Below are 19460 nucleotides of genomic sequence, written 5' to 3'. Positions count from 1 at the left end.
TTACGCCCTTTGTTGTTTTTTCCTTGCCATGATGGAAATTCGTTTAACAACCTCTTCAGTAGTTAAACCGATTTCTTCTAAAAGGCAGGCTACATCCCCATGTTCAATAAAATGGTCGGGGATTCCCATTCGGTCGATATATTGATGATAAAATCCTTGGGATTGAGCAAACTCCAGCACAGCACTTCCAAATCCACCTTGTAAGATTGCTTCTTCAATCGTTAGAATCGGAATATTTTCGTTAAATAAAGCCGTTAACATTTTGCCATCTAACGGTTTAATAAATCTGGCATTAATGACTTTCACGGAAATGCCTTGTTTTCCAAGGATTTGCGCTGCATCCAGGGCCATTGGAATGGTCGTCCCAAAGGTTAAAATGGCTGCATCGTAGCCTTCCTTCAACACTTCCCATGTCCCCACTGGTATCGCTTTAAGGTCTTGATCAAGCGGTACTCCGAGGCCGTTGCCGCGGGGAAATCTCATGGCAATGGGGCCATCATCATAAGTTAAAGCCGTGTAAACCATATGCTGCCCTTCATTTTCATCCTTTGGCATCATCAAGACAATATTCGGCACATGCCGTAAAAAAGCAATATCAAACACACCTTGATGGGTTTCACCATCGGCCCCAACCAGCCCGGCACGATCAATGCCAATAAAAACATTTAAATTTTGCCGGCAAATATCATGAACGACTTGATCATATGCCCGTTGTAAAAAGGTCGAATAAATCGCTAAAAATGGCTTCATGTTTTCGGTTGCCAATCCTGCAGCAACGGTTGCTGCATGCTGCTCGGCAATTCCTACATCATACATGCGGTCGGGAAATTCACTGGCAAACCCCTCAAGCTTTGACCCTACCGGCATCGCTGGTGTAATCGCAACAATTCGATTATCGCTTCGCGCCAGTTTGCGAACTGTTTCACTCACAAGGCTGCTCCATGCCGGCGGCTGCTTTTTAGCCGGTTTTACGAAATCACCGGTATCCATCTTATAGGGCCCTGTACCGTGCCAAGTCCCTTTTTTATCAGTTTCAGCTGGACGGAACCCTTTCCCTTTTTTGGTAATAACGTGAAGCAGGACAGGGCCGTCTGTCTTCTTCGCATAGCTGAGATTTTCCAATAAGGCTTCAAAATGATGTCCATCCACCGGTCCAAGATAAGTGAAGCCGAGTTCTTCAAAGAACATTCCGGAAATAAATAAATATTTAAGACTATCCTTTATTCTTTCGGCAGTAGCTGCTAACTTCCCGCCAACAGCAGGAATCTTTTTCAACAATACTTCAAGCTCATCCTTCACCCATTGATATTTGCCTGCCGTGCGCAATTGACCGAGAATATTGTGCAGCGCTCCGACATTTGGTGCAATGGACATTTCATTGTCATTTAAAATCACAATCATATCTTTTTTCTCATGCCCGATATGATTTAATGCTTCCAGCGCCATTCCACCTGTTAATGCCCCATCGCCAATAACTGGTACAACATAATGCTTTTCCCTTTTTAAATCACGGGCAATGGCCATTCCCATTGCCGCAGACAAGGAAGTTGAACTGTGACCGGTTTCCCAAACATCATGCTCACTTTCAGCTCTTTTCGGAAAACCGCACAATCCTTTAAACTGTCTCAAAGTATCAAATTGACTTGCCCTTCCTGTAAGAATCTTATGGACATAAGATTGATGCCCGACATCCCAGATTATTTTATCTTTCGGACTGTTAAAACATTTATGCAAAGCAATCGTTAATTCGACTACTCCTAAATTAGGCCCAATATGTCCACCGGTCACAGAAAGTTTTTCAATCAGAAATTGACGGATCTCCTGACTTAATACCTCCAGCTCTTTGATTGACATTCCTTTTAAAAAAGACGGGTCTTTTATTGATAATAGATCCATAAAGGATCACTCACTTTCATACATTTTCTAGGGAAAAAAGACGGAACAGCGGATAAATAAGCTTCATTGTCCTAAGCTAATAAAGACATAGCCGCCGACCTTCATCTTAAAAAATAGCCGCTTACACATTGTGCAACGGCCCTGACAACGTTTTCTGCGTAAAAGTTATTATATCACAGTGAGCTCATTGTCTCAAACATCCGTTGTTTAATGGTTTCTTGTTGCCACTAAGTCGGTTAATTCAAGAAGAAGATGGATCTCCAAGCCCGTCTTGATCAGCTTATCTTTTGCTTGATGAATTTGCTGTTGTAAGGCCGCTTTCGCCCCTTCCAATGAAAGCAGCTGTGGATAAGTGCTTTTATGATTGGCCGTATCGCTGCCGACCGGCTTCCCTAATATTTGTTGATTCCCTGTTAAATCCAGGATGTCGTCCTGAATTTGAAAAGCCAGGCCAAGGTGGTGGGCAAATAAAGATAGGTTTTCCAATTGGGTTTTATGTGCGCCGGCCAAAATCGCCCCTGCAATAACACTAAACCTTAACAGTTTACCTGTTTTATGAATATGAATGTATTCAAGCTCCTCAAGGGTCAATGTCTTGTTCTCGCCTTCCATATCGGCAACCTGGCCGCCAACCATGCCTTCCGCACCTGCAGCTTGGGCCATTTCCACAATTAATGATAATTTTGTATCTGATGAGGCTGTTTCTGTTGGAATTTTGCCAATCACTTCAAAGCTGTAGGTTAACAATGCATCACCCGCTAAAGTAGCAATAGCGTCACCGAACACTTTATGATTTGTCGGCTTTCCTCTGCGGAAATCATCATTATCCATGCTCGGCAGATCATCATGAATGAGTGAATACGTATGGATCATCTCAATCGCCGCAGCTACCTGCAGTCCGTTTCGAGGATCAATTCCAAATGCGTTAAGAGTCGCAAATAATAACAAAGGGCGAATTCTTTTTCCGCCGGCTTCAAGCGAATAAATCATTGATTCTTTTATGATAGCCGGAGCATTCAGTTCTTCAATTACATTCCGCAGCTCAACATCAAGCAATTGTTTATATTTTTTCGCAAATGAGTCTAAAGCTTGAGTTTCCAATGCTACTCCTCCTCGTTAATTGAAAAACTTTCCGTCTGTCCATCCTCTGTAATAATTTGGGTTAACTGTTCTTCCACACTTTTCAATTTATCATGGCAAAGCTTGGATAGTTCCATGCCCTGTTTATAATAAATGATTGCTTCTTCCAAAGGAACATCGCCCTCTTCAAGCTTTTCGACGATTTCCTCCAACTTCGTCATCGCCTCTTCAAATGTTAAATTATTCTCAGTCGTCATGTACTCTGCTCTCCTTTATTTCTTCCACTTTACAAAAAACATTGCCGTCAGTAAATTGAATTTGTACGGTATCTTCTAGCTTTATTTGCGTTACACTTTTTACAAGCCGTTTTTCTTTATTGTAAGTCAAGCTATAGCCCCGCTCCATAATTTTTAATGGACTTAGAGCTTGTAAAGTTGCAATCATTCGTTCAAATTCTGTTTGTTTTTTGGTGAAAATTTGTGTCATCGATCGTTTTAACTCTTTTTGCATCCGGTCTGAACGAAGAACCGCTTCCTGTAGCGCTTCGTTCGGATGGCTGCGCTGCAAGCGTTTGAACAGAACGTCATGCTGATTCTGCTTCAATAAAGCTAACCGTGAAGTTCCGCGGACTAACCTTTCAGTTACTTTATCAACCTGTTCGAGCTTTTGCTGATATAGCCTGTGCGGATAGCGGAAGGCATAGGATTTCTGTACCCGCTGCAAGCGTTCTTTTTCAAAACGAAATTTCTCCTGCATGATTCGGATCAGCCTGGTTTGGCGCTGCAAAATCCGATCCATTAACTCCTCAATATGCGGAACTGCCAGTTCGGCAGCACCTGTCGGCGTAGGAGCTCTTAAATCGGCAACAAAATCCGCAATCGTAACATCCGTTTCATGCCCTACTGCTGAAATAACAGGGATCGTTGACGTATATATGGCGCGGGCAACAATCTCTTCGTTAAATGCCCACAATTCCTCTATCGAACCGCCGCCGCGCCCAACTATTAAAATATCGATATCCGTACGATTATTGGCTTTTTCAATTGCCTTGGCAATGGAAGGTGCAGCTTGGTCTCCTTGAACTAGAACCGGAAATACGAGGATATTGCCGATCGGATAGCGCCGTTTAATAGTGGTAATGACATCCCTTATTGCTGCACCAGTTGGCGACGTAATCACGCCGATTGTTTTTGGAAAGGGCGGGAGCGGCTTTTTTTTATCCGGGGCAAACAAGCCTTCCATTTCTAATCTCTGTTTTAATTGTTCGAATGCTAAAAACAATTCACCTATCCCGTCAGGCTGCATTTGTTTAACATAGATCTGATACTGACCGCTTGGTTCGTAAACTGTGATTTCGCCTCTAACGATCACTTTCATCCCGTTTTCTGGGGAAAACTTCATTGCTCGGGAATGGCTGGCAAACATGACGGCAAGAATACGGGCTTTTTCATCCTTTAAGGTAAAATACATATGACCGCTGGAATGCTGCTTAAAGTTTGATATCTCGCCGCGGACATGGATGTCACTTAAGTGTGGGTCGGCATCAAATTTTCGTTTTATGTATTTAGTTAAGGCACTGACAGTTAAAAATCGCTGCTCCTTCATAAAAACCCCTTCCTAGTGACCGATTAAAAAAATCTGTCCTTACCAATTGAATTGAAACATGAATGATAAGGACATGTTAAGATGTTAACGGTTGATGCTTTCAGCCGCCGCTTTTACTGTATTGTACATCAGCATTGTAATCGTCATCGGACCAACCCCATTGGGTACCGGCGTTATGTATCCAGCTTTCTTGCTTACTTCCTCAAAGTCGACATCACCACAAAGTTTGCCGGCCTCATTACGATTCATACCAACGTCGATCACCACGGCCCCCTCTTTTATGTGGTCTGCTTTAATAAAATTGGCAATGCCCACTGCAACCACCAAGATATCAGCTGTCTTTGTATATTGCTTTAAGTTTTCCGTTTTGGAATGGCAATAAGTGACCGTCGCATGTCGATTCAATAATAACTGGCCAACGGGTTTACCAACGATATTGCTTCTCCCAACTACTACGGCATGTTTTCCGGCAACAGATATTCCTGTATCCTCAAGCATCACGATGATGCCAAACGGTGTGCATGGAAGAAAACCATTCTCTCCAGTCATCATTTTTCCAATATTTACTGGATGAAAACCATCAACATCTTTTGTTGGAGAAATAGTATCAATTACCTTTTTCTCATCGATATGTTTTGGCAGCGGTAGTTGGACTAAAATACCATGGATGACAGGATCGTGATTTAATTCGTCTATTTTCTTCAGCAGTTCCGCTTCGGAAACCTCCTCAGGCAATTCAATGAGTAATGAATACATTCCTAGCTCGTGACAAGCTTTTTGCTTATTCCTGACGTAAGTCTTGGAAGCATGGTTATCACCGACAAGAATAACGGCTAAACCCGGGGTTATCCCCTGAGCTTTGAGCTTTTCGACCTCCTTGGCAAGCTCCAGTCTTTTTTTTGCAGCAATTTCCTTACCACTGATAATTTCTGCGGTCATTTTACATTCATCCTCCCCTTAAGACCAATCGCTAAAGCTTTTCCTTTATCTTTGAAAGAACAGCATTAACAAACTTGCTCGACTGGTCATCCCCATATATTTTTGCAATTTCAATGGCTTCATTTAAAATTACATTTTTTGGTATCTCATTCTGTAAAAAATTTAATTCATAAACTGCTAATCTTAACAAGTTGCGGTCAACAATTGCCAACCGCTCAAGCGACCACTTTTCAAGGTTTTCGCTGATTACACGGTCAATTTCCGACTGATGCTCTACTACACCGAAAACAAGCTTTGATAAAAAATCGTTACCTGCCTTCCCGTCAAGAACATGTTCAATGGCGGAAGATGGGTCATTATGACTTATGTCAATTTGAAAAAGAGCCTGTAATGCCTTTTCTCTCGCTGTTCTTCTATTCATTATTCTGTTTTCTCCTTTAAAGATAGACCTGATTTTTTTATTTTCCTTTCATCCTATAGTATTTATCAAAACGATAATAGCATAACTATTTTTCCACTGCACGACAAAAACGGCTTTTCTTTAAAAATAAAAACCAAAGGATAGGCTCCTTTGGCTAGCATGTTAGACTTCTTCCTCAACAACCGGTTCTTGTTTCTGTGTTTCAAATTGAACTCCAACAATATGAATGTTAACTTCTTCTGGATCAAGAGCAGTCATATTAAGCAGTGCCTGACGGATATTTTCCTGGATCTTCCCGGCAACAGCAGGAATGGAGATACCGAATTTCATTAGGCAATACACATCAATGATGATTCCCGATTCTGTCAGTTCAACCTTGACACCTTTGCCGTGGTTTTTTTTCCCTAGCCGTTCCACAACCCCAGCGGCAAAATTGCCACGCATTCCGGTCACACCTTCCACCTCGGAAGCAGCAATGCCGGCAATGACTTCAATGACTTCAGGAGCAATTTCTATTTTCCCATGGCTGTTATTTCCTTGATCCATTTCTAAAATGCTGAATTCACTCATTTAAAACACCTCGAGTTTTTTTATTCTGATTTCATTATATCGTGTAATTCAAGGAATTTGGTATTGAAATTCCCTTCGACAAAAGCTTCATGATCAAGCAGTCTTAAATGGAACGGAATGGTTGTATGGATTCCCTCAATGACAAATTCACCCAGTGCCCGCTTCATTCTCGCAATCGCCTCATCACGGCTGGCGCCATAAGCAATCACCTTGGCAATCATTGAATCGTAATAAGGTGGAATTGTATACCCCGGATAAGCAGCAGAATCCACACGGACACCGAGCCCTCCAGGAGGTAGATACATTTTGATTTTACCGGCAGAAGGAAGAAAATTCTTTTCCGGGTTTTCGGCATTAATCCGACATTCGATAGCCCAGCCATTAAAGGTGACATCAGCTTGTGTTAACGATAATTTTTCACCGTTGGCTACGCGAATCTGTTCCTTGATAAGATCAATCCCTGTCACCATTTCTGTTACTGGATGCTCTACCTGAATCCTTGTATTCATTTCCATAAAATAAAATTTCCGATTACGGTAGTCATAAATAAATTCTACCGTTCCGGCCCCAGAATAATCAACCGCTTTTGCCGCTTTGACTGCTGCATTTCCCATCTCTTCACGAATTTCTCCATCAAGAGCAGGCGAAGGAGTTTCCTCGAGCAGCTTCTGCAGTCTTCGCTGAATGGAACAATCCCTTTCCCCTAAATGGATGGCATGACCATAATTATCGGCAAGTACTTGAATTTCAACATGGCGAAAATCCTCAATATATTTTTCAATATACACGCCAGGATTGCCAAACGCTGTTAACGCTTCCTGCTGGGTTATGTTGATCCCTTTAATTAATTCTTGCTCATTTCTGGCAACGCGGATCCCTTTACCGCCACCGCCGGCGGTAGCCTTTATAATCACTGGATAATCAATTTTCTCAGCAAGTTCAAGTGCTTCATCAATCGTTTGAATAATTCCTTGAGAACCGGGTACAATTGGCACGCCGGCTTCACGCATCGTTTCCCTGGCAATATCTTTTGTCCCCATCTTCGTTATCGCTTCTGGACTCGGGCCTACGAAAGTAATATTACATTCCCGGCAAAGCTCGGCAAAATCAGCATTTTCGGCCAAGAAACCATATCCCGGGTGAATCGCGTCACAAGCTGTCGCGATTGCTACACTAATAATATTTGTCACGTTTAAATAACTATCCTTTGACGATGTCGGCCCGATACAGTAGGCTTCATCCGCAAGCTGGACATGCAGTGCGTCGCGATCTGCCTCAGAATACACAGCTACGGACTCAATCCCCATCTCGCGGCAGGCACGAATAATCCTAACGGCTATTTCTCCCCTGTTTGCAATTAACAGTTTTTTTATCATTCCGTTTACCGCTCCTTATTCAGGCTTAACTAAAAATAAAGGCTGCCCATATTCCACTAATTGTCCATTTTTCACAAGCACTTCGACAATTTCACCATTTACTTCTGCTTCAATCTCATTAAATAGTTTCATTGCTTCCACGATACAAACAATGGAATCCTTCGAAACCTTTGAGCCTGCCGTGACATATGGATCCGCATCCGGGCTTGGTGAGGCATAAAATGTCCCGACCATTGGCGAAGTAATCTTATGTAGATTTTCTGTGTTTTCTTCCACAACTGGTTCTGCCTTGGGAGCTTCTTGCTTCACTTCTTGAACTGCTGCAGCAGGTACCACAACAGATTCAACAGGAACTGTTTGTGGCTCAACGGGGACAGTTTGTCCTGTCGGCTGGGCGGCAGCGATCGTCACGCTGCCTGTTTTTTTCATTTTGATTTTTGAACCTTCGTTTTCATACACAAATTCATCAATACTGGACTGATCGATTAACTTAATCAACTCACGAATTTCTTGAACTTTTAACACTAGGTTACACCCCTTGTCCGACTTTTTATTATGACTAACTATTAATACTATACGATAATACCCTGTAAAAGTTCAATAATGATAGACGAAAAAAAGAAAGCCCCTGGCTTTCCTTTAAAAACGTTATTTAGATGGCTGGTACGTTACGGCAACAAAATTGGCATGATCGATTTCTTTTTTTACTTCAAGAATAATTTTATTCGCCTCTTGAGCTGATGGTTTTTTCTTGGCTTTTACCGTTACTTTTACATTCTCACCGTCAGCACGAACGAGAGCGTCCTCATAACCCATTGTTTTAATCATCGTTTCGAGGATTTCTTCTTTATGGGCTGTTTCTCGTAACTCATCCATTTGATCCTTAATTTTACTTCTTTCATCTGCCGGCAGATTCGTTGCAGCCATCTCCATCGTTAATTCTTCTTCCTTTTGACTGCGCTCATCTTGAAGGTCCATTCGTAATTCATCAAATTCGGCATCACTGGCAATCGTGGAATTGACCTTCTTCTCTTCAGTTGCTTTGGATTTTTGTGTTGCCTGGTTCTTCTCCACTTTGTCCTTTGCTTTTTCCTCAACTGCCGCTAGATCGCTTTTCTGTTGTTCTGGGGATGTAAGGTAATACACCGACAATACCACCACAAGACTCAGCATTGTTAACAACCATACTGTTTGTTTTTTCAATAACATGATAACACACCCCTTTTATTTTTTAGGCATAACTGAAACTCGATGACTGGGAACTCCCAAGACCCTTATCACAGCTTCTTTTATCCATTTTTTCACTTCAATATTATCAGCGCCCTTTGCTACTACGAGCACGCCGCGAACATTGGGTTTCTTTGTTTCAATCACAATCGGCACTTCTTTATCACCCTTACGAATAATCACAAGCTGTTCATCCGTGGAAACCTCCTGAACCTTTCGCTGCCCGCCTTCACGATCTCCTTCTTCCGTTGTTTGTGATTTAGTATTCTTATTTTTTTCCAAAACTTTACGATCGGTTGAATCGAGGTTGACAATAACGGTAACATCATCCACACCGAGCATTTCCTCCAGCGCTTTTTTAAGCTGTGTCTCATACTTTTCTTCATATTCAGCAATGGTCTTGTTTCCGGAGGACTTTTTTTGACCAAATACGGCGACATCCTTTGAATTTGTCTTTTCATTGGCTGCTGCCGGAATGGCAGTTGAATTTGAATCTGTCTTAAAAACACTATTTCCGACAATCATAAAGGCTGCACCGATTAACAGAACAAGCAGCATATATTGGTACTTTCCCGTTTTTTTTTCAGAAGTTTTGTCCAAGTTGAGCAGTTTTTTCAACCATGACAATGGACCTTTATTATTATCCATTTTTATTATTGCCCCCCCCTTCAATCTGAACTTCAACCGTGTCTTCCGTTACATTCCATTTCTCTGATAGAAATGCAGCAATTTGTTTTGCTTCTTCTGTTGCTTTTTTAGATGGAAGAGGTGTTTCTGTGTCAATGACGATCGGTTTAACCGCTTCGACTGTCTTCACGCCTGTGTCTGGCCGCGATAGAAGAACCATTACCTTTTGGAGGTTTTTAAGCGTTGCTTGGTCACTTTTCGTATTCACTTCTACATCAATATCTGCTATCTCCAATCCGTATTGTTTCATCAACTCCTCCTTCACGTCCTTTTTCAGCCTGCCAGCCAATTCTTCTAAAATATATGCATGCTGGGAGGCTTGTATTTCTTTTTTCTTTAAATCTATTAAATTTTTCATATTTTTATCTTCCGATGGCTGTTGAAAATTTATCGATGTTAATGCGGCTTCAAAATCTTTGGAGATGATTTTCAGGATTGGGGTTAGAATAATCGCAATTAATAACAGCCCCATGACCATTTTTGTATATTTCTGCATACTTGAGTTTGGCAGCAGCATATCAATGACCGTGGCTAAAAGAATAAAAAGAATAATATTTGTGACCCACTCAGTGATAAATTCCATTTTTTGCCCCCCTATCTCATCATCATTGTCAGGTTGCCAGCCGCTACAATGACCGTAATACTTAAAAAGAACATAAATGAGACAATCCCAAGGGCAGCGAATACATAAATGACACTTTTGCTGATAATATCAAGACAGGTAATAATCGGCCCGCCCCCAAGCGGCTGAAGGATCGCTGCCGCAAATTTATAGATAAAGGAAATCAGCAATATTTTTATTGCCGGAAATGCCACGATGATCATCAGAATCGCCACCCCAGCAATCCCAACTGTATTCTTTAACAGAACCGAGGCGCCAATCACGGTATCGGTAGCATCGGTAAACATCCTGCCAATGACTGGGATAAAGTTGCCGGTGATAAATTTTGCCGTCCTAATAGCGACTCCATCTGTAACCGCGGCTGATGCCCCCTGAACGGAGATAACGCCGAGGAAAACTGTCAGGAAAAGCCCCATTAAGCCAATGCTCCAGTTTCGTAAAAGCGCAGCCAATTGTGTCACTTTATACTGATCTGACATCGTACTGACAATACTTAACAAGGTGGCTAAAAACAACAGCGGCAAAATAATATACTGCATAAACATTCCGCTCATATTCATTAAAAATAAAACCACCGGATGAAAAAAAGCGGCGGAGACGATTCCTCCTGAAGCAGCAATCAAGGCAAGCAAGAGTGGTACCAGTGCTAACACAAACGCAATCATTGTGCCAATTGCTTCATTTGTATAACTAACGGCAACATGGAAGCTGTTTAAAGCGATGATCACCAGAACCATGTAAATAATCGCATAGGCAATTTTACTAATATTGCTTTGTTCAAAAGCATTTTGCATCGACTGCAAAAACATACTAAAAATGGCTAACATAATTAATGAACCCAGCAATTTCCCATTTGCCACGAATTCATGGAAGGCAAACTTTAAAAATCCCTTGCCCCATTCTTTAAAAGAAAAGTGTTTATCACCTTTAATAAAATCATATAGACTTCCTTTCTGACTCTCCGGAAGAAAGCCGCCGTATTTATTGGATATATCCTCCCAGAATTGTTTTAACTCGGTTAAATCTAATGTCTCTAACTGTTTATCTACCAGTTCCTGCGGCGATGTTGATAAAGTTCGATTAGACTCTTCAGTCCCTTGGTTGGCTTGTACACTAGGAATAAAGCAAAAAAAGATGATAACAACAATCATTGGAATTGTCTGCAAACGCCGCTTCATATTTCACACCTCATTTACAACGATTATTAGCTCGGAATAAGTTTGATAATGGTCTCAATCAATACGGTAAGGATAGGGATGGCCATTGCGAGAATAATAACTTTTCCAGCTAATTCTATCTTTGAAGCGATCGCTCCTTGGCCCGCATCCTTGGTAATTTGGACAGCAAACTCAGCAATATAGGCAATTCCAATAATTTTTAGAATGGTTTCAACATAAATCAAATTTACTTTTGCATTGATGGCCAGCCTCTCCAGCATATGAATAATTTCAAAGATCTTGTCCACTAAAAAAAGAAAAATCACACAGCCGGCAAAGACGGTTAAGAGGAAAGCAAAATTAGGCTTTTGCTCCTTTATTATCAGCGCCAAGAAGGTGGCGATGAGGGCAACCCCGACAATCTTAATAATTTCAATCGCAAAGCCCTCCTTTCTATTGAAATAAAAATACGGATTTGATTTTTTGGAAAAGGTCATCGACAATGGAAGCAACCTGAAACAATATATAAATAAACCCGAATAACGTTACCCACTGGGCATATTCTTTCTTACCAACCTGATCGAGAACCGTGTGCAAAAAGGCAACAACAATTCCAACTCCGGCAATTTTAAAAATAATATCGACTTCTAAACCCATTGCTTTTCCCCCTAAAATAATAAAATAATCAGTAGCAGGCCAGACAAGAATCCAAGACTCTTTACCATTTTTTCGTATTTCATTTGTGCTTGTACGGCATTTGCTTCTTCCCTTTCGAGATGAGAAAGAGTCAGCATGATATGCTTTTGTTGGGAAAAGCGATCATGGCGTCCTAATGTTTCACCAAACTGTCTCATGATTTCAAATTCACTTTTTTTAAAAGCCGTTGCTTTCCAAACTTCATGTAAACTTGCTACCCAAGCTTCTTTCACGGTTGTTTCTGTATCCGTTAATTTCTTGGCGAAGCTGTCAAAAAAGGTTGAAAGCGGTTTTGACAACTGGGCCGCCAATCTCCTGGAGGCTTCATGCAATGGGGTGTGCCCATACATTATTTCTGCTTCCAGCGACTGCAGGGCAGACCTTAGTGCCCTTAGTTGCTGCGGTCTGTCGCTTAAGTGCCTTGAGGCTTCAAATCCGATAACGGTGGTTGCTGCCATAATAAATAGGGCACCGATTAACTTAACCATTTAGGTCACACTCACTTTTACTTGTATTTCTCTGCCATTCTCATCTAAAATATCGGTAATCGTACCTGGTCCTGAGTTTCTGCTCAAAACGACATACCGTTGAAAGATTTTTTGTTTCACAATGGCCTGTAATGTTGGTCGTTTGCTGATTTCTGCAAAATTTGACCCGTGGGTTGTCATCATCAAGTTAATACCGGCATGGACTGCTTCTTGAATCGCTTCTGCATCCTCTTTACGGCCTATTTCATCAACGATTAGGACTTCTGGACTCATCGATCGAATCATCATCATCATGCCCTCTGCCTTTGGGCAGGCATCCAATACATCCAGACGGTATCCAAAGGTTAATTGGGGAACACCATTGATACAACCGGCTATCTCGCTTCGCTCATCGACAATTCCAACCTTGTTAGCCGGTATACCGTTTGCTTCACTCCCGGTTGAAATGATTCTGGCAAGATCACGCAGTAAGGTTGTTTTTCCTGTTTGCGGTGGTCCGATGACCATTGTATTCAGCCATTTTCCTTGAAAAATAAAGGGAATAATCGATTCAGCGATACCGATTTTTTCGCGAGCGATACGAATGTTAAAGGAAGCAATATCCCGAATTGCTTTGACATTCCCGGCTTCTAGGATAACCTTCCCGGCTAGTCCAATTCGGTGTCCTCCCGAAACGGTTATATAACCGCGCTTTAGTTCTTCTTCCAACGCATAAATAGAGAAATGACTGATTTTATTCATTAAGTGAAAGGCATCTTCCGGCTGTATAATATATCGTAGAAACCGGGGCGTCCCTTTTACCGTCAGTTCAATCGGTCGACTGATCCGGATGCGAATCTCTTCCAATTCTTCTTTTATGTTAGGCGGGAGTTGATTAATTTGTTCGGCAATTTTTTTTGGTAAGAAGCTCAAGATCGTTTCCATTGTTTTTCCTCCTCATGCCTGTCTCATTAATTAAAATGTATGCCCGCTTGGATACAATATGACTTGCAAAGGGAGTTTCTTTATCAATGATAATAGGGGAAAATAAAAAACCTGAATTCTAAATATTATAGAATTCAGGCTTCTATTACAAACAGGCTTGTTTTAAACTATGCTCTTGAAACGTAGGTTCCTTCAGTGGTATTAATGATTAATTTGTCCCCTTCGTTTACAAAGAAAGGAACTTGCACAATCAGTCCTGTTTCAAGAGTGGCCGGCTTGGTACCGCCTGAAGCAGTATCCCCTTTAATACCAGGCTCTGTTTCAGTTACCACCAATTCCACGGTGTTAGGTAATTCAACCCCAAGCGTTTCACCTTGATACATCATAATATGAACTTCCATGTTTTCTTTTAAAAACTTCAGTTCATACTCAATGCTTGCTGCTGGAAGTTCAACTTGCTCATAGGATTCCATATCCATGAATACATGCTGGTCACCACTTGCATATAAGTATTGCATTTTACGGTTATCGATTTGAGCCTTTTCCACTTTTTCACCAGCGCGGAAGGTTTTTTCCTGAATCGCGCCATTGCGAAGGTTGCGCAGCTTAGAACGAACAAACGCCGCTCCTTTACCAGGTTTAACATGTTGGAAGTCCAGGACACGCCAAATGCCTCCGTCTACCTCAATGGTTAATCCTGTACGAAAATCGTTGACAGAAATCATACTAAAATTCCTCCTAAGACTTTACAGTATAAGTAAATTTTTTGTTGAATGTGTAAGGACTTCATTGTGGTCTTTTGTGATAAGAGTATCGTCTTCAATACGAACTCCACCAAGTCCTGGAACATAAATACCTGGTTCACATGTAACCACCATACCTGGTTCAAGAACGATATCCGATTTGGCTGAAACGGCCGGACCCTCGTGAACCTCAAGTCCGATCCCATGACCGGTTGAGTGTCCGTAGTTATCGCCAAACCCTTTTTCCGTAATATAGTCTCTAGTCAAGGCATCTGCTTCCTTGCCAGTCAAGCCAGGTTTAAAGCCATCCAGTCCACGCAGCTGTGCATCGAGAACGATTTGATAAATCTCCTTTAGTCTACTGTCAGGCTCACCAACAGCGACTGTTCTGGTAATATCAGATACGTACCCTTTATAATAGGCACCATAGTCGAGGGTAACCATATCTCCTTTTTCAATCACCTTGTCAGTTGCTACTCCATGTGGAAGCGCAGAACGGACTCCTGAAGCCACAATGGTATCAAATGAAGAAGAAGTTGCTCCAGCTTTTCTCATAAAGAATTCTAACTCATTCGACACTTCCATCTCTGTTTTTCCTGGACGGATGAAATCAACAATATGTTTAAAAGCAGCATCAGCGATATCGGCAGCTTCCTTTAATATCTTAATCTCTGCATCAGTCTTAATCAAGCGTAATTTTTCCACTAATCCTGAAATCGGTACAAGTTCAGCTTTCACTTCTTTTTCATATACTTTAAATAAAGAATAAGTTAAATAATCTTCTTCAAAGCCAAGTCTTTTTATTCCCAGTTTTTTCACCTGATGGGCGATTTCTTTTGGGATCGTATCAGAAAACCTAATGATTTCAAAACCCTCGCACTGCTTGGAAGCCTGACCAATGTAGCGGAAGTCGGTAATAAATTGTGCTTGGTCCAAACTAATTAATACTACACCGGCAGTTCCTGTAAAATTGGAAATGTAGCGGCGATTATATGGACTTGTAATTAATAACCCGTCAATTCCTTGTTCCCCAAAAGCTTTCCTTAGTTTTGCTAATTTTTCCATCATTTCCACTCTCCTTATCAATTCCAAAAACGGACAAAATTATTTTATCATACCTGGCCTATTCCGACTAATAACAAACTTATGTAGCTGCTTCTTTCTCCTGAACTTTTTTATTTTGATACTCGTAACTGATGGAATAGCCAATAAAAATCCCATAGAGGATATATAAACAAACGGTTGTAATAATTGTATTTCTGGACAAACTCAAAAGTGGTTTATTGGCGGGAAACAGCGGATTAAGTATTAAAAAAACGAGGAAAAATAAGATGGCTCCATATCCAAATCCAACCCATAAACCATTGAAACGTTTGAACAGTGCTGAGTAGATAAAAGCAACCCCTATCGATACGATTCCAATGACGATAATGGAAATGATGGTGCCGATCCATCCATATTTCCAATCTCCTAGTGTCCAAGGAATTAAAATGGAATTCGGACGGATTTCAGTAAAGCTTAGATAATAGGCCAAAAAGCCAATCGTTGACCATAATAGTCCGGCAAATAACCCAGTCCAAAAGACCATGACTGGAAAGGACATCGCTTTTGGGTAATTTGCTGCTTGCTGATCACTAGCCATTGTAACAACCTCCAGTATTTGTTCACTTTATTATGTCCTTCCAATCCCCGTCACTTGCATCAAAATGTTTTTTTCTGAATTTTTTTAACAGGAATAGTGTGTCAATCTAGAGGATTTTTTATTTTTCTAGTAGAATACAATTAAGTACATACAGATTTCTCAAACCTCTGATCATGTGCAACTTTGTATATAGGTTGGTGTCAAATATATGTCTAATTCGCAAAAACCCGTTTATGGCGGTCAAGCCGTAGTTGAAGGCGTCATGTTTGGCGGTAAATATCACTATGTGACAGCCATTAGAAGAAAAGACAATTCGATTGAATACTTTCATTTACCGCGAAAAGCAAACCCTGCTTTGGCCAAATTAAAAAAGATCCCCTTTCTTCGAGGGATTATCGCGATCATCGAGTCAAGTGCCAATGGTTCAAAGCATTTAAATTTCTCCTCGGAACGATATGATGTTGACCCTAAAGATGATGAAACGTTAACGGAAAAAGAAGTATCCAAATTAACGATGTATTTAGGGGTTGCCGTTATTGGGGTACTATCTTTTATCATCGGTAAATTCGCTTTTACTTTAGTGCCTGCCTTATTAGCCGAATTAACAAGGTCCGTTTTCCCATCAGATTTTATGCAAGTTATCATTGAAAGTACGATTAAGCTATTACTGCTGCTTTCCTATATTTATTTCGTTTCTTTAACACCACTGATTAAAAGGGTGTTTCAATATCATGGTGCTGAACATAAAGTCATAAATACTTTTGAGTCTGGTGCAGCGCTAACAATCGAAAATGTTCAGGCTCATTCTCGGCTTCACTACCGGTGTGGGAGCAGTTTCATCCTTTTTACCGTCATCGTCGGCCTGTTTGTTTACTTGCTTGTCCCAACATCACCGCTGTGGCTGCGAATTGTTGACCGGATCTTGCTAATACCCATTGTTTTAGGAATTTCCTTTGAAGTTCTCCAATTTACAAATAAGCTGAGAAATATTCCAATTCTAAAATACCTCGGGCTGCCTGGACTCTGGCTCCAGCTATTAACAACCAAGGAACCAACAAATGAACAGGTGGAAGTAGCGATTCTGTCTTTTCAGGAATTGCTCAAAAAAGAGACCGAAAGCGAATTTGGAATGAAAGGTGAAGAAATTGTCTAAATTTTTGTTTAAACTTGTTTAAAACATAAAAAAAATGCTTATGATGCTCATAGAGGGAGGTGGCTTTCTTGAAAAATCGGACATCCGTCCTTATTGTAGGAGGACTTATCGTTCTGGCCCTATTAGGTCTTGTGAGCTCGTTCACTGCTAATCCCGCTGGTTTTATTCAAAAAATAGCCATCATGGCGATAATCGTCTTGGTCATCTTTTTCCTTGTTCGGAAGTTTTCAAATTCGAGCCCTCAAAAAAAAGAGCAGCGCGCCTTTTTGAAGGCGGCAAAGCAGTCGAAAAAACGGTTGCAGCAAAGAAGCGGAGACACAGGTCAGAAAAATTCCTCATTTGGCCCTATTTCCACATTAAAGAAACCGAAGACCAAAAGGAAACCTCCGGCACATCTTACCGTTATTGATGGTAAGAAGGGCAAAAAGAAAAATCGAGCGTCATTATAAACGCTCGTTTTTTTTGTGTCAGTAACTCCACCTGTTCAAGAATTGCCTGGCGTGTTCCCGGCCTAAATGAACCAGTGCTTTTTTCTTTTCTTCTGTTAAATGAAACTCGGTTGTTAAGATTCCTTCTGTAGGGATGAAAATAATATTTTCTGCATGCCTTTTGGAAATGTATCGCGAATCATGCGCATCCTTCATCGTTTCAAATAAGGCACCAAACAGTTCAATTCCATTATTAATTTTATGCTTTCGATGCTCATACTCATTGGCACTCAATTTTATCCCTAGAACAGGCCTGCTTTTTCTTACATTGTCTTTATCAAAAAGCCACATAGGAAAATTGCTTAATACACCGCCATCAACAAGAATATTCATTCCCCCTGCTGTTCGCAAACGCACCGGCTCAAAAAAATAAGGAATGCTGCAGCTCATCCGAATGGCCCTGGCGATGGAGAAGGACTTCGGGGAAATTCCGTATTTCTCCAAATCCTCCGGCAGCACAACCATTTGTCCATTTGTAAGGTCAGAGGCAACCACACGGAGTACCTTCGGCGGCAAATCGGCAAAGGTTCTTAAGCCCTTTAGCTCCAATTTTTCTTTAATCCAGTTTTCAAGTTCATTCCCCTTATAAAGACCCAATCTCCAGTAAAGCAAGAGCCATTTAGCAAATTTAAAGGGAATCAGTGTTTTTCGTGCATCTAACAGCTTTTGCGGATCCAATTCACCAACCAGTTGATATATTTCTTTGCTCGTATAGCCAGCAGCAATCAATGCTCCTACAATTGATCCAGCACTCGTTCCAGCTACTCGAACAAATTCAAGACCCTGTTTCTCAATTTCTTCATAGGCCCCAATTAACGCAAATGCTTTAATACCTCCTCCGGAAAAAACTCCATCTATCTTCATGGCAGCACACCCCTAAAGATATATCATTGTTACACTTTAAGCGGCTTAATAAGAAAATAGTACAGCGGACGAGTAGAAAATTTTTATTATGGGTGGCTGTTATTGAAAAAGATGGCATATTATTTAAGCTGGGGTGGAGGGAAAAATAATAGAGCATCGGCTTTCCCGATGCCCTTTCCTATCATTATTATATACGCTTTGCGCCAATGTAACGTGGCTTCCAATAGCTATTACTTGTGTACGAAATGGAAACTCCTTTTGAAGACGCTGCTTGAATCATTTTTCCGTTACCGATATAAATGGCAACATGTGTAGGCCTGCTGGCTTTATTTGGTGCAAAGAACATCAAATCTCCAGCCTTTAACGAACTAACACGATACCCTTTTGTATAGAACATGTCTGCTGCAGTCCGTGGTAAAACTTTTCCTGCTTTTCCGTACGAATATTTAACAAGACCTGAGCAATCAAACCCTCTTGGTGATATTCCGCCCCAGCGGTATGGAACACCCAAATTTGCTTTCGCTACCGAAATGGCTTTAGTATGATAATAAGCGGCTTCAGCTTTACCTCCCATAGCAGTAAGCATTGGGCTAAGAATTAGGGTCATGGCGAAAATGGCTATGATTTTTTTCAACATCTTGTTTAATCCCCCTGGTGAGTTGTGTTACTGTTACTATACAAGAAACGCGTAACATCACCGTGACGGTCAGATTACATTTTTATTACAAAATTCGACTTTATTTTTTCATATTAGAATTACTTTCAAAAATTAGGAAAGCACCCGATTGTTTAGTGATGGATCTAATATTAGTTGGTTTAATGGAATGATAAGATATATTCTCATTCCTACCTCCATTTTTTAACTAACTTGACTTACTGTTT

24 protein-coding genes are annotated in these 19460 nt (G+C 41.0%); 2 read left to right on the top strand and 22 right to left on the bottom strand.

Annotated elements, in window-relative coordinates:
- The 20 genes from dxs to RCG24_RS02165 form a co-directional block, all read right to left on the bottom strand.
- The gene (dxs, locus tag RCG24_RS02260; RefSeq protein ID WP_202655284.1) at positions 1–1896 is read right to left on the bottom strand and encodes a 1-deoxy-D-xylulose-5-phosphate synthase; all 1896 of its coding nucleotides are present in this window, start codon (positions 1894–1896) and stop codon (positions 1–3) included.
- 207 nt (positions 1897–2103) lie between these two features.
- On the bottom strand, positions 2104–2997 hold the full coding sequence (locus RCG24_RS02255) for a polyprenyl synthetase family protein (protein ID WP_308078215.1): 894 nt from the start codon (positions 2995–2997) through the stop codon (positions 2104–2106).
- Between the two features lie 2 nt (positions 2998–2999).
- Positions 3000–3233 carry an exodeoxyribonuclease VII small subunit gene (locus tag RCG24_RS02250; RefSeq protein WP_202652669.1) on the bottom strand — a complete coding sequence of 78 codons (234 nt, stop codon included), beginning with the start codon at positions 3231–3233 and terminating at the stop codon, positions 3000–3002.
- Positions 3223–4581, bottom strand: a complete 1359-nt coding sequence (gene xseA, locus RCG24_RS02245; RefSeq protein ID WP_308078214.1) for an exodeoxyribonuclease VII large subunit — start codon at positions 4579–4581, stop codon at positions 3223–3225. The genes RCG24_RS02250 and xseA overlap by 11 nt, the downstream gene beginning before the upstream one ends.
- An 84-nt stretch (positions 4582–4665) precedes the next feature.
- Positions 4666–5520 carry a bifunctional methylenetetrahydrofolate dehydrogenase/methenyltetrahydrofolate cyclohydrolase FolD gene (folD, locus tag RCG24_RS02240; protein WP_308078213.1) on the bottom strand — a complete coding sequence of 285 codons (855 nt, stop codon included), beginning with the start codon at positions 5518–5520 and terminating at the stop codon, positions 4666–4668.
- Positions 5521–5551: 31 nt separating this feature from the next.
- The gene (gene nusB / locus RCG24_RS02235) at positions 5552–5941 is read right to left on the bottom strand and encodes a transcription antitermination factor NusB (RefSeq protein ID WP_202652663.1); all 390 of its coding nucleotides are present in this window, start codon (positions 5939–5941) and stop codon (positions 5552–5554) included.
- A 162-nt stretch (positions 5942–6103) separates the two neighbouring features.
- Entirely contained in the window at positions 6104–6511 is a 408-nt protein-coding gene (locus tag RCG24_RS02230) for an Asp23/Gls24 family envelope stress response protein (protein WP_308078212.1), read from the bottom strand.
- A 20-nt stretch (positions 6512–6531) separates the two neighbouring features.
- Complete coding sequence (gene accC, locus RCG24_RS02225; RefSeq protein ID WP_202652659.1) at positions 6532–7887, bottom strand: acetyl-CoA carboxylase biotin carboxylase subunit; 1356 nt, start codon at positions 7885–7887, stop codon at positions 6532–6534.
- A gap of 15 nt (positions 7888–7902) precedes the next feature.
- Positions 7903–8412 carry an acetyl-CoA carboxylase biotin carboxyl carrier protein gene (gene accB, locus RCG24_RS02220; protein ID WP_308078211.1) on the bottom strand — a complete coding sequence of 170 codons (510 nt, stop codon included), beginning with the start codon at positions 8410–8412 and terminating at the stop codon, positions 7903–7905.
- Between the two features lie 123 nt (positions 8413–8535).
- The gene (locus tag RCG24_RS02215) at positions 8536–9096 is read right to left on the bottom strand and encodes a SpoIIIAH-like family protein (protein ID WP_202652655.1); all 561 of its coding nucleotides are present in this window, start codon (positions 9094–9096) and stop codon (positions 8536–8538) included.
- 15 nt (positions 9097–9111) lie between these two features.
- Positions 9112–9762 carry a stage III sporulation protein AG gene (spoIIIAG, locus tag RCG24_RS02210; protein ID WP_202652653.1) on the bottom strand — a complete coding sequence of 217 codons (651 nt, stop codon included), beginning with the start codon at positions 9760–9762 and terminating at the stop codon, positions 9112–9114.
- Positions 9755–10384: a stage III sporulation protein AF gene (gene spoIIIAF / locus RCG24_RS02205; RefSeq protein ID WP_308078210.1), complete on the bottom strand. Its 630-nt coding sequence runs from the start codon at positions 10382–10384 to the stop codon at positions 9755–9757. The genes spoIIIAG and spoIIIAF overlap by 8 nt, the downstream gene beginning before the upstream one ends.
- 11 nt (positions 10385–10395) lie before the next feature.
- Positions 10396–11601 carry a stage III sporulation protein AE gene (spoIIIAE, locus tag RCG24_RS02200; protein ID WP_202652649.1) on the bottom strand — a complete coding sequence of 402 codons (1206 nt, stop codon included), beginning with the start codon at positions 11599–11601 and terminating at the stop codon, positions 10396–10398.
- A gap of 26 nt (positions 11602–11627) precedes the next feature.
- Positions 11628–12077 (bottom strand): stage III sporulation protein AD, encoded by a 450-nt coding sequence (gene spoIIIAD, locus RCG24_RS02195; protein WP_202652647.1) that lies wholly within the window; start codon positions 12075–12077, stop codon positions 11628–11630.
- Complete coding sequence (gene spoIIIAC, locus RCG24_RS02190) at positions 12034–12237, bottom strand: stage III sporulation protein AC (protein ID WP_007084610.1); 204 nt, start codon at positions 12235–12237, stop codon at positions 12034–12036. The genes spoIIIAD and spoIIIAC overlap by 44 nt, the downstream gene beginning before the upstream one ends.
- A gap of 11 nt (positions 12238–12248) precedes the next feature.
- Positions 12249–12764: a stage III sporulation protein SpoIIIAB gene (gene spoIIIAB, locus RCG24_RS02185; RefSeq protein WP_202652645.1), complete on the bottom strand. Its 516-nt coding sequence runs from the start codon at positions 12762–12764 to the stop codon at positions 12249–12251.
- The gene (spoIIIAA, locus tag RCG24_RS02180; protein WP_308078209.1) at positions 12765–13688 is read right to left on the bottom strand and encodes a stage III sporulation protein AA; all 924 of its coding nucleotides are present in this window, start codon (positions 13686–13688) and stop codon (positions 12765–12767) included.
- A gap of 167 nt (positions 13689–13855) precedes the next feature.
- Positions 13856–14413, bottom strand: a complete 558-nt coding sequence (gene efp, locus RCG24_RS02175; RefSeq protein ID WP_202652642.1) for an elongation factor P — start codon at positions 14411–14413, stop codon at positions 13856–13858.
- A gap of 21 nt (positions 14414–14434) precedes the next feature.
- The gene (locus tag RCG24_RS02170) at positions 14435–15496 is read right to left on the bottom strand and encodes a M24 family metallopeptidase (RefSeq protein WP_202652745.1); all 1062 of its coding nucleotides are present in this window, start codon (positions 15494–15496) and stop codon (positions 14435–14437) included.
- A gap of 79 nt (positions 15497–15575) precedes the next feature.
- Positions 15576–16073 carry a YqhR family membrane protein gene (locus RCG24_RS02165; protein ID WP_308078208.1) on the bottom strand — a complete coding sequence of 166 codons (498 nt, stop codon included), beginning with the start codon at positions 16071–16073 and terminating at the stop codon, positions 15576–15578.
- 208 nt (positions 16074–16281) lie between these two features.
- Between RCG24_RS02165 and RCG24_RS02160 the strand changes: the two genes are divergently transcribed.
- Together RCG24_RS02160 and RCG24_RS02155 are read left to right on the top strand one after the other, a co-directional pair.
- The gene (locus RCG24_RS02160) at positions 16282–17226 is read left to right on the top strand and encodes a DUF1385 domain-containing protein (RefSeq protein ID WP_308078207.1); all 945 of its coding nucleotides are present in this window, start codon (positions 16282–16284) and stop codon (positions 17224–17226) included.
- A 59-nt stretch (positions 17227–17285) separates the two neighbouring features.
- The gene (locus RCG24_RS02155) at positions 17286–17675 is read left to right on the top strand and encodes an SA1362 family protein (RefSeq protein WP_308078206.1); all 390 of its coding nucleotides are present in this window, start codon (positions 17286–17288) and stop codon (positions 17673–17675) included.
- 18 nt (positions 17676–17693) lie between these two features.
- Here RCG24_RS02155 and RCG24_RS02150 read toward each other — a convergent pair whose 3' ends face one another.
- Positions 17694–18578 carry a patatin-like phospholipase family protein gene (locus RCG24_RS02150; RefSeq protein WP_308078205.1) on the bottom strand — a complete coding sequence of 295 codons (885 nt, stop codon included), beginning with the start codon at positions 18576–18578 and terminating at the stop codon, positions 17694–17696.
- A gap of 187 nt (positions 18579–18765) precedes the next feature.
- A complete protein-coding gene (locus RCG24_RS02145) occupies positions 18766–19215 on the bottom strand; it encodes a C40 family peptidase (RefSeq protein WP_235887859.1) in 450 nt (149 codons plus the stop codon).
- Positions 19216–19460: the final 245 nt, after the last annotated feature.

It is taken from the genome of Neobacillus sp. OS1-32 (assembly GCF_030915425.1).
Taxonomy (GTDB): domain Bacteria; phylum Bacillota; class Bacilli; order Bacillales; family Cytobacillaceae; genus Neobacillus; species Neobacillus paridis.
Note: the sequence above shows the minus strand (reverse complement) of the source record. Positions and strands in the feature narration are given on the sequence as shown.

Bases quoted from the DNA above. Each gene is read 5' to 3' on its own strand.
- dxs (WP_202655284.1), bottom strand. From the start codon at position 1,896: ATGGATCTATTATCAATAAAAGACCCGTCTTTTTTAAAAGGAATGTCA.
- RCG24_RS02250 (WP_202652669.1), bottom strand. From the start codon at position 3,233: ATGACGACTGAGAATAATTTAACATTTGAAGAGGCGATGACGAAGTTG.
- xseA (WP_308078214.1), bottom strand. From the start codon at position 4,581: ATGAAGGAGCAGCGATTTTTAACTGTCAGTGCCTTAACTAAATACATA.
- folD (WP_308078213.1), bottom strand. From the start codon at position 5,520: ATGACCGCAGAAATTATCAGTGGTAAGGAAATTGCTGCAAAAAAAAGA.
- nusB (WP_202652663.1), bottom strand. From the start codon at position 5,941: ATGAATAGAAGAACAGCGAGAGAAAAGGCATTACAGGCTCTTTTTCAA.
- RCG24_RS02230 (WP_308078212.1), bottom strand. From the start codon at position 6,511: ATGAGTGAATTCAGCATTTTAGAAATGGATCAAGGAAATAACAGCCAT.
- accC (WP_202652659.1), bottom strand. From the start codon at position 7,887: ATGATAAAAAAACTGTTAATTGCAAACAGGGGAGAAATAGCCGTTAGG.
- RCG24_RS02215 (WP_202652655.1), bottom strand. From the start codon at position 9,096: ATGTTATTGAAAAAACAAACAGTATGGTTGTTAACAATGCTGAGTCTT.
- spoIIIAG (WP_202652653.1), bottom strand. From the start codon at position 9,762: ATGGATAATAATAAAGGTCCATTGTCATGGTTGAAAAAACTGCTCAAC.
- spoIIIAF (WP_308078210.1), bottom strand. From the start codon at position 10,384: ATGGAATTTATCACTGAGTGGGTCACAAATATTATTCTTTTTATTCTT.
- spoIIIAE (WP_202652649.1), bottom strand. From the start codon at position 11,601: ATGAAGCGGCGTTTGCAGACAATTCCAATGATTGTTGTTATCATCTTT.
- spoIIIAD (WP_202652647.1), bottom strand. From the start codon at position 12,077: ATGACCTTTTCCAAAAAATCAAATCCGTATTTTTATTTCAATAGAAAG.
- spoIIIAC (WP_007084610.1), bottom strand. From the start codon at position 12,237: ATGGGTTTAGAAGTCGATATTATTTTTAAAATTGCCGGAGTTGGAATT.
- spoIIIAB (WP_202652645.1), bottom strand. From the start codon at position 12,764: ATGGTTAAGTTAATCGGTGCCCTATTTATTATGGCAGCAACCACCGTT.
- spoIIIAA (WP_308078209.1), bottom strand. From the start codon at position 13,688: ATGGAAACGATCTTGAGCTTCTTACCAAAAAAAATTGCCGAACAAATT.
- efp (WP_202652642.1), bottom strand. From the start codon at position 14,413: ATGATTTCTGTCAACGATTTTCGTACAGGATTAACCATTGAGGTAGAC.
- RCG24_RS02170 (WP_202652745.1), bottom strand. From the start codon at position 15,496: ATGGAAAAATTAGCAAAACTAAGGAAAGCTTTTGGGGAACAAGGAATT.
- RCG24_RS02165 (WP_308078208.1), bottom strand. From the start codon at position 16,073: ATGGCTAGTGATCAGCAAGCAGCAAATTACCCAAAAGCGATGTCCTTT.
- RCG24_RS02160 (WP_308078207.1), top strand. From the start codon at position 16,282: ATGTCTAATTCGCAAAAACCCGTTTATGGCGGTCAAGCCGTAGTTGAA.
- RCG24_RS02150 (WP_308078205.1), bottom strand. From the start codon at position 18,578: ATGAAGATAGATGGAGTTTTTTCCGGAGGAGGTATTAAAGCATTTGCG.
- RCG24_RS02145 (WP_235887859.1), bottom strand. From the start codon at position 19,215: ATGTTGAAAAAAATCATAGCCATTTTCGCCATGACCCTAATTCTTAGC.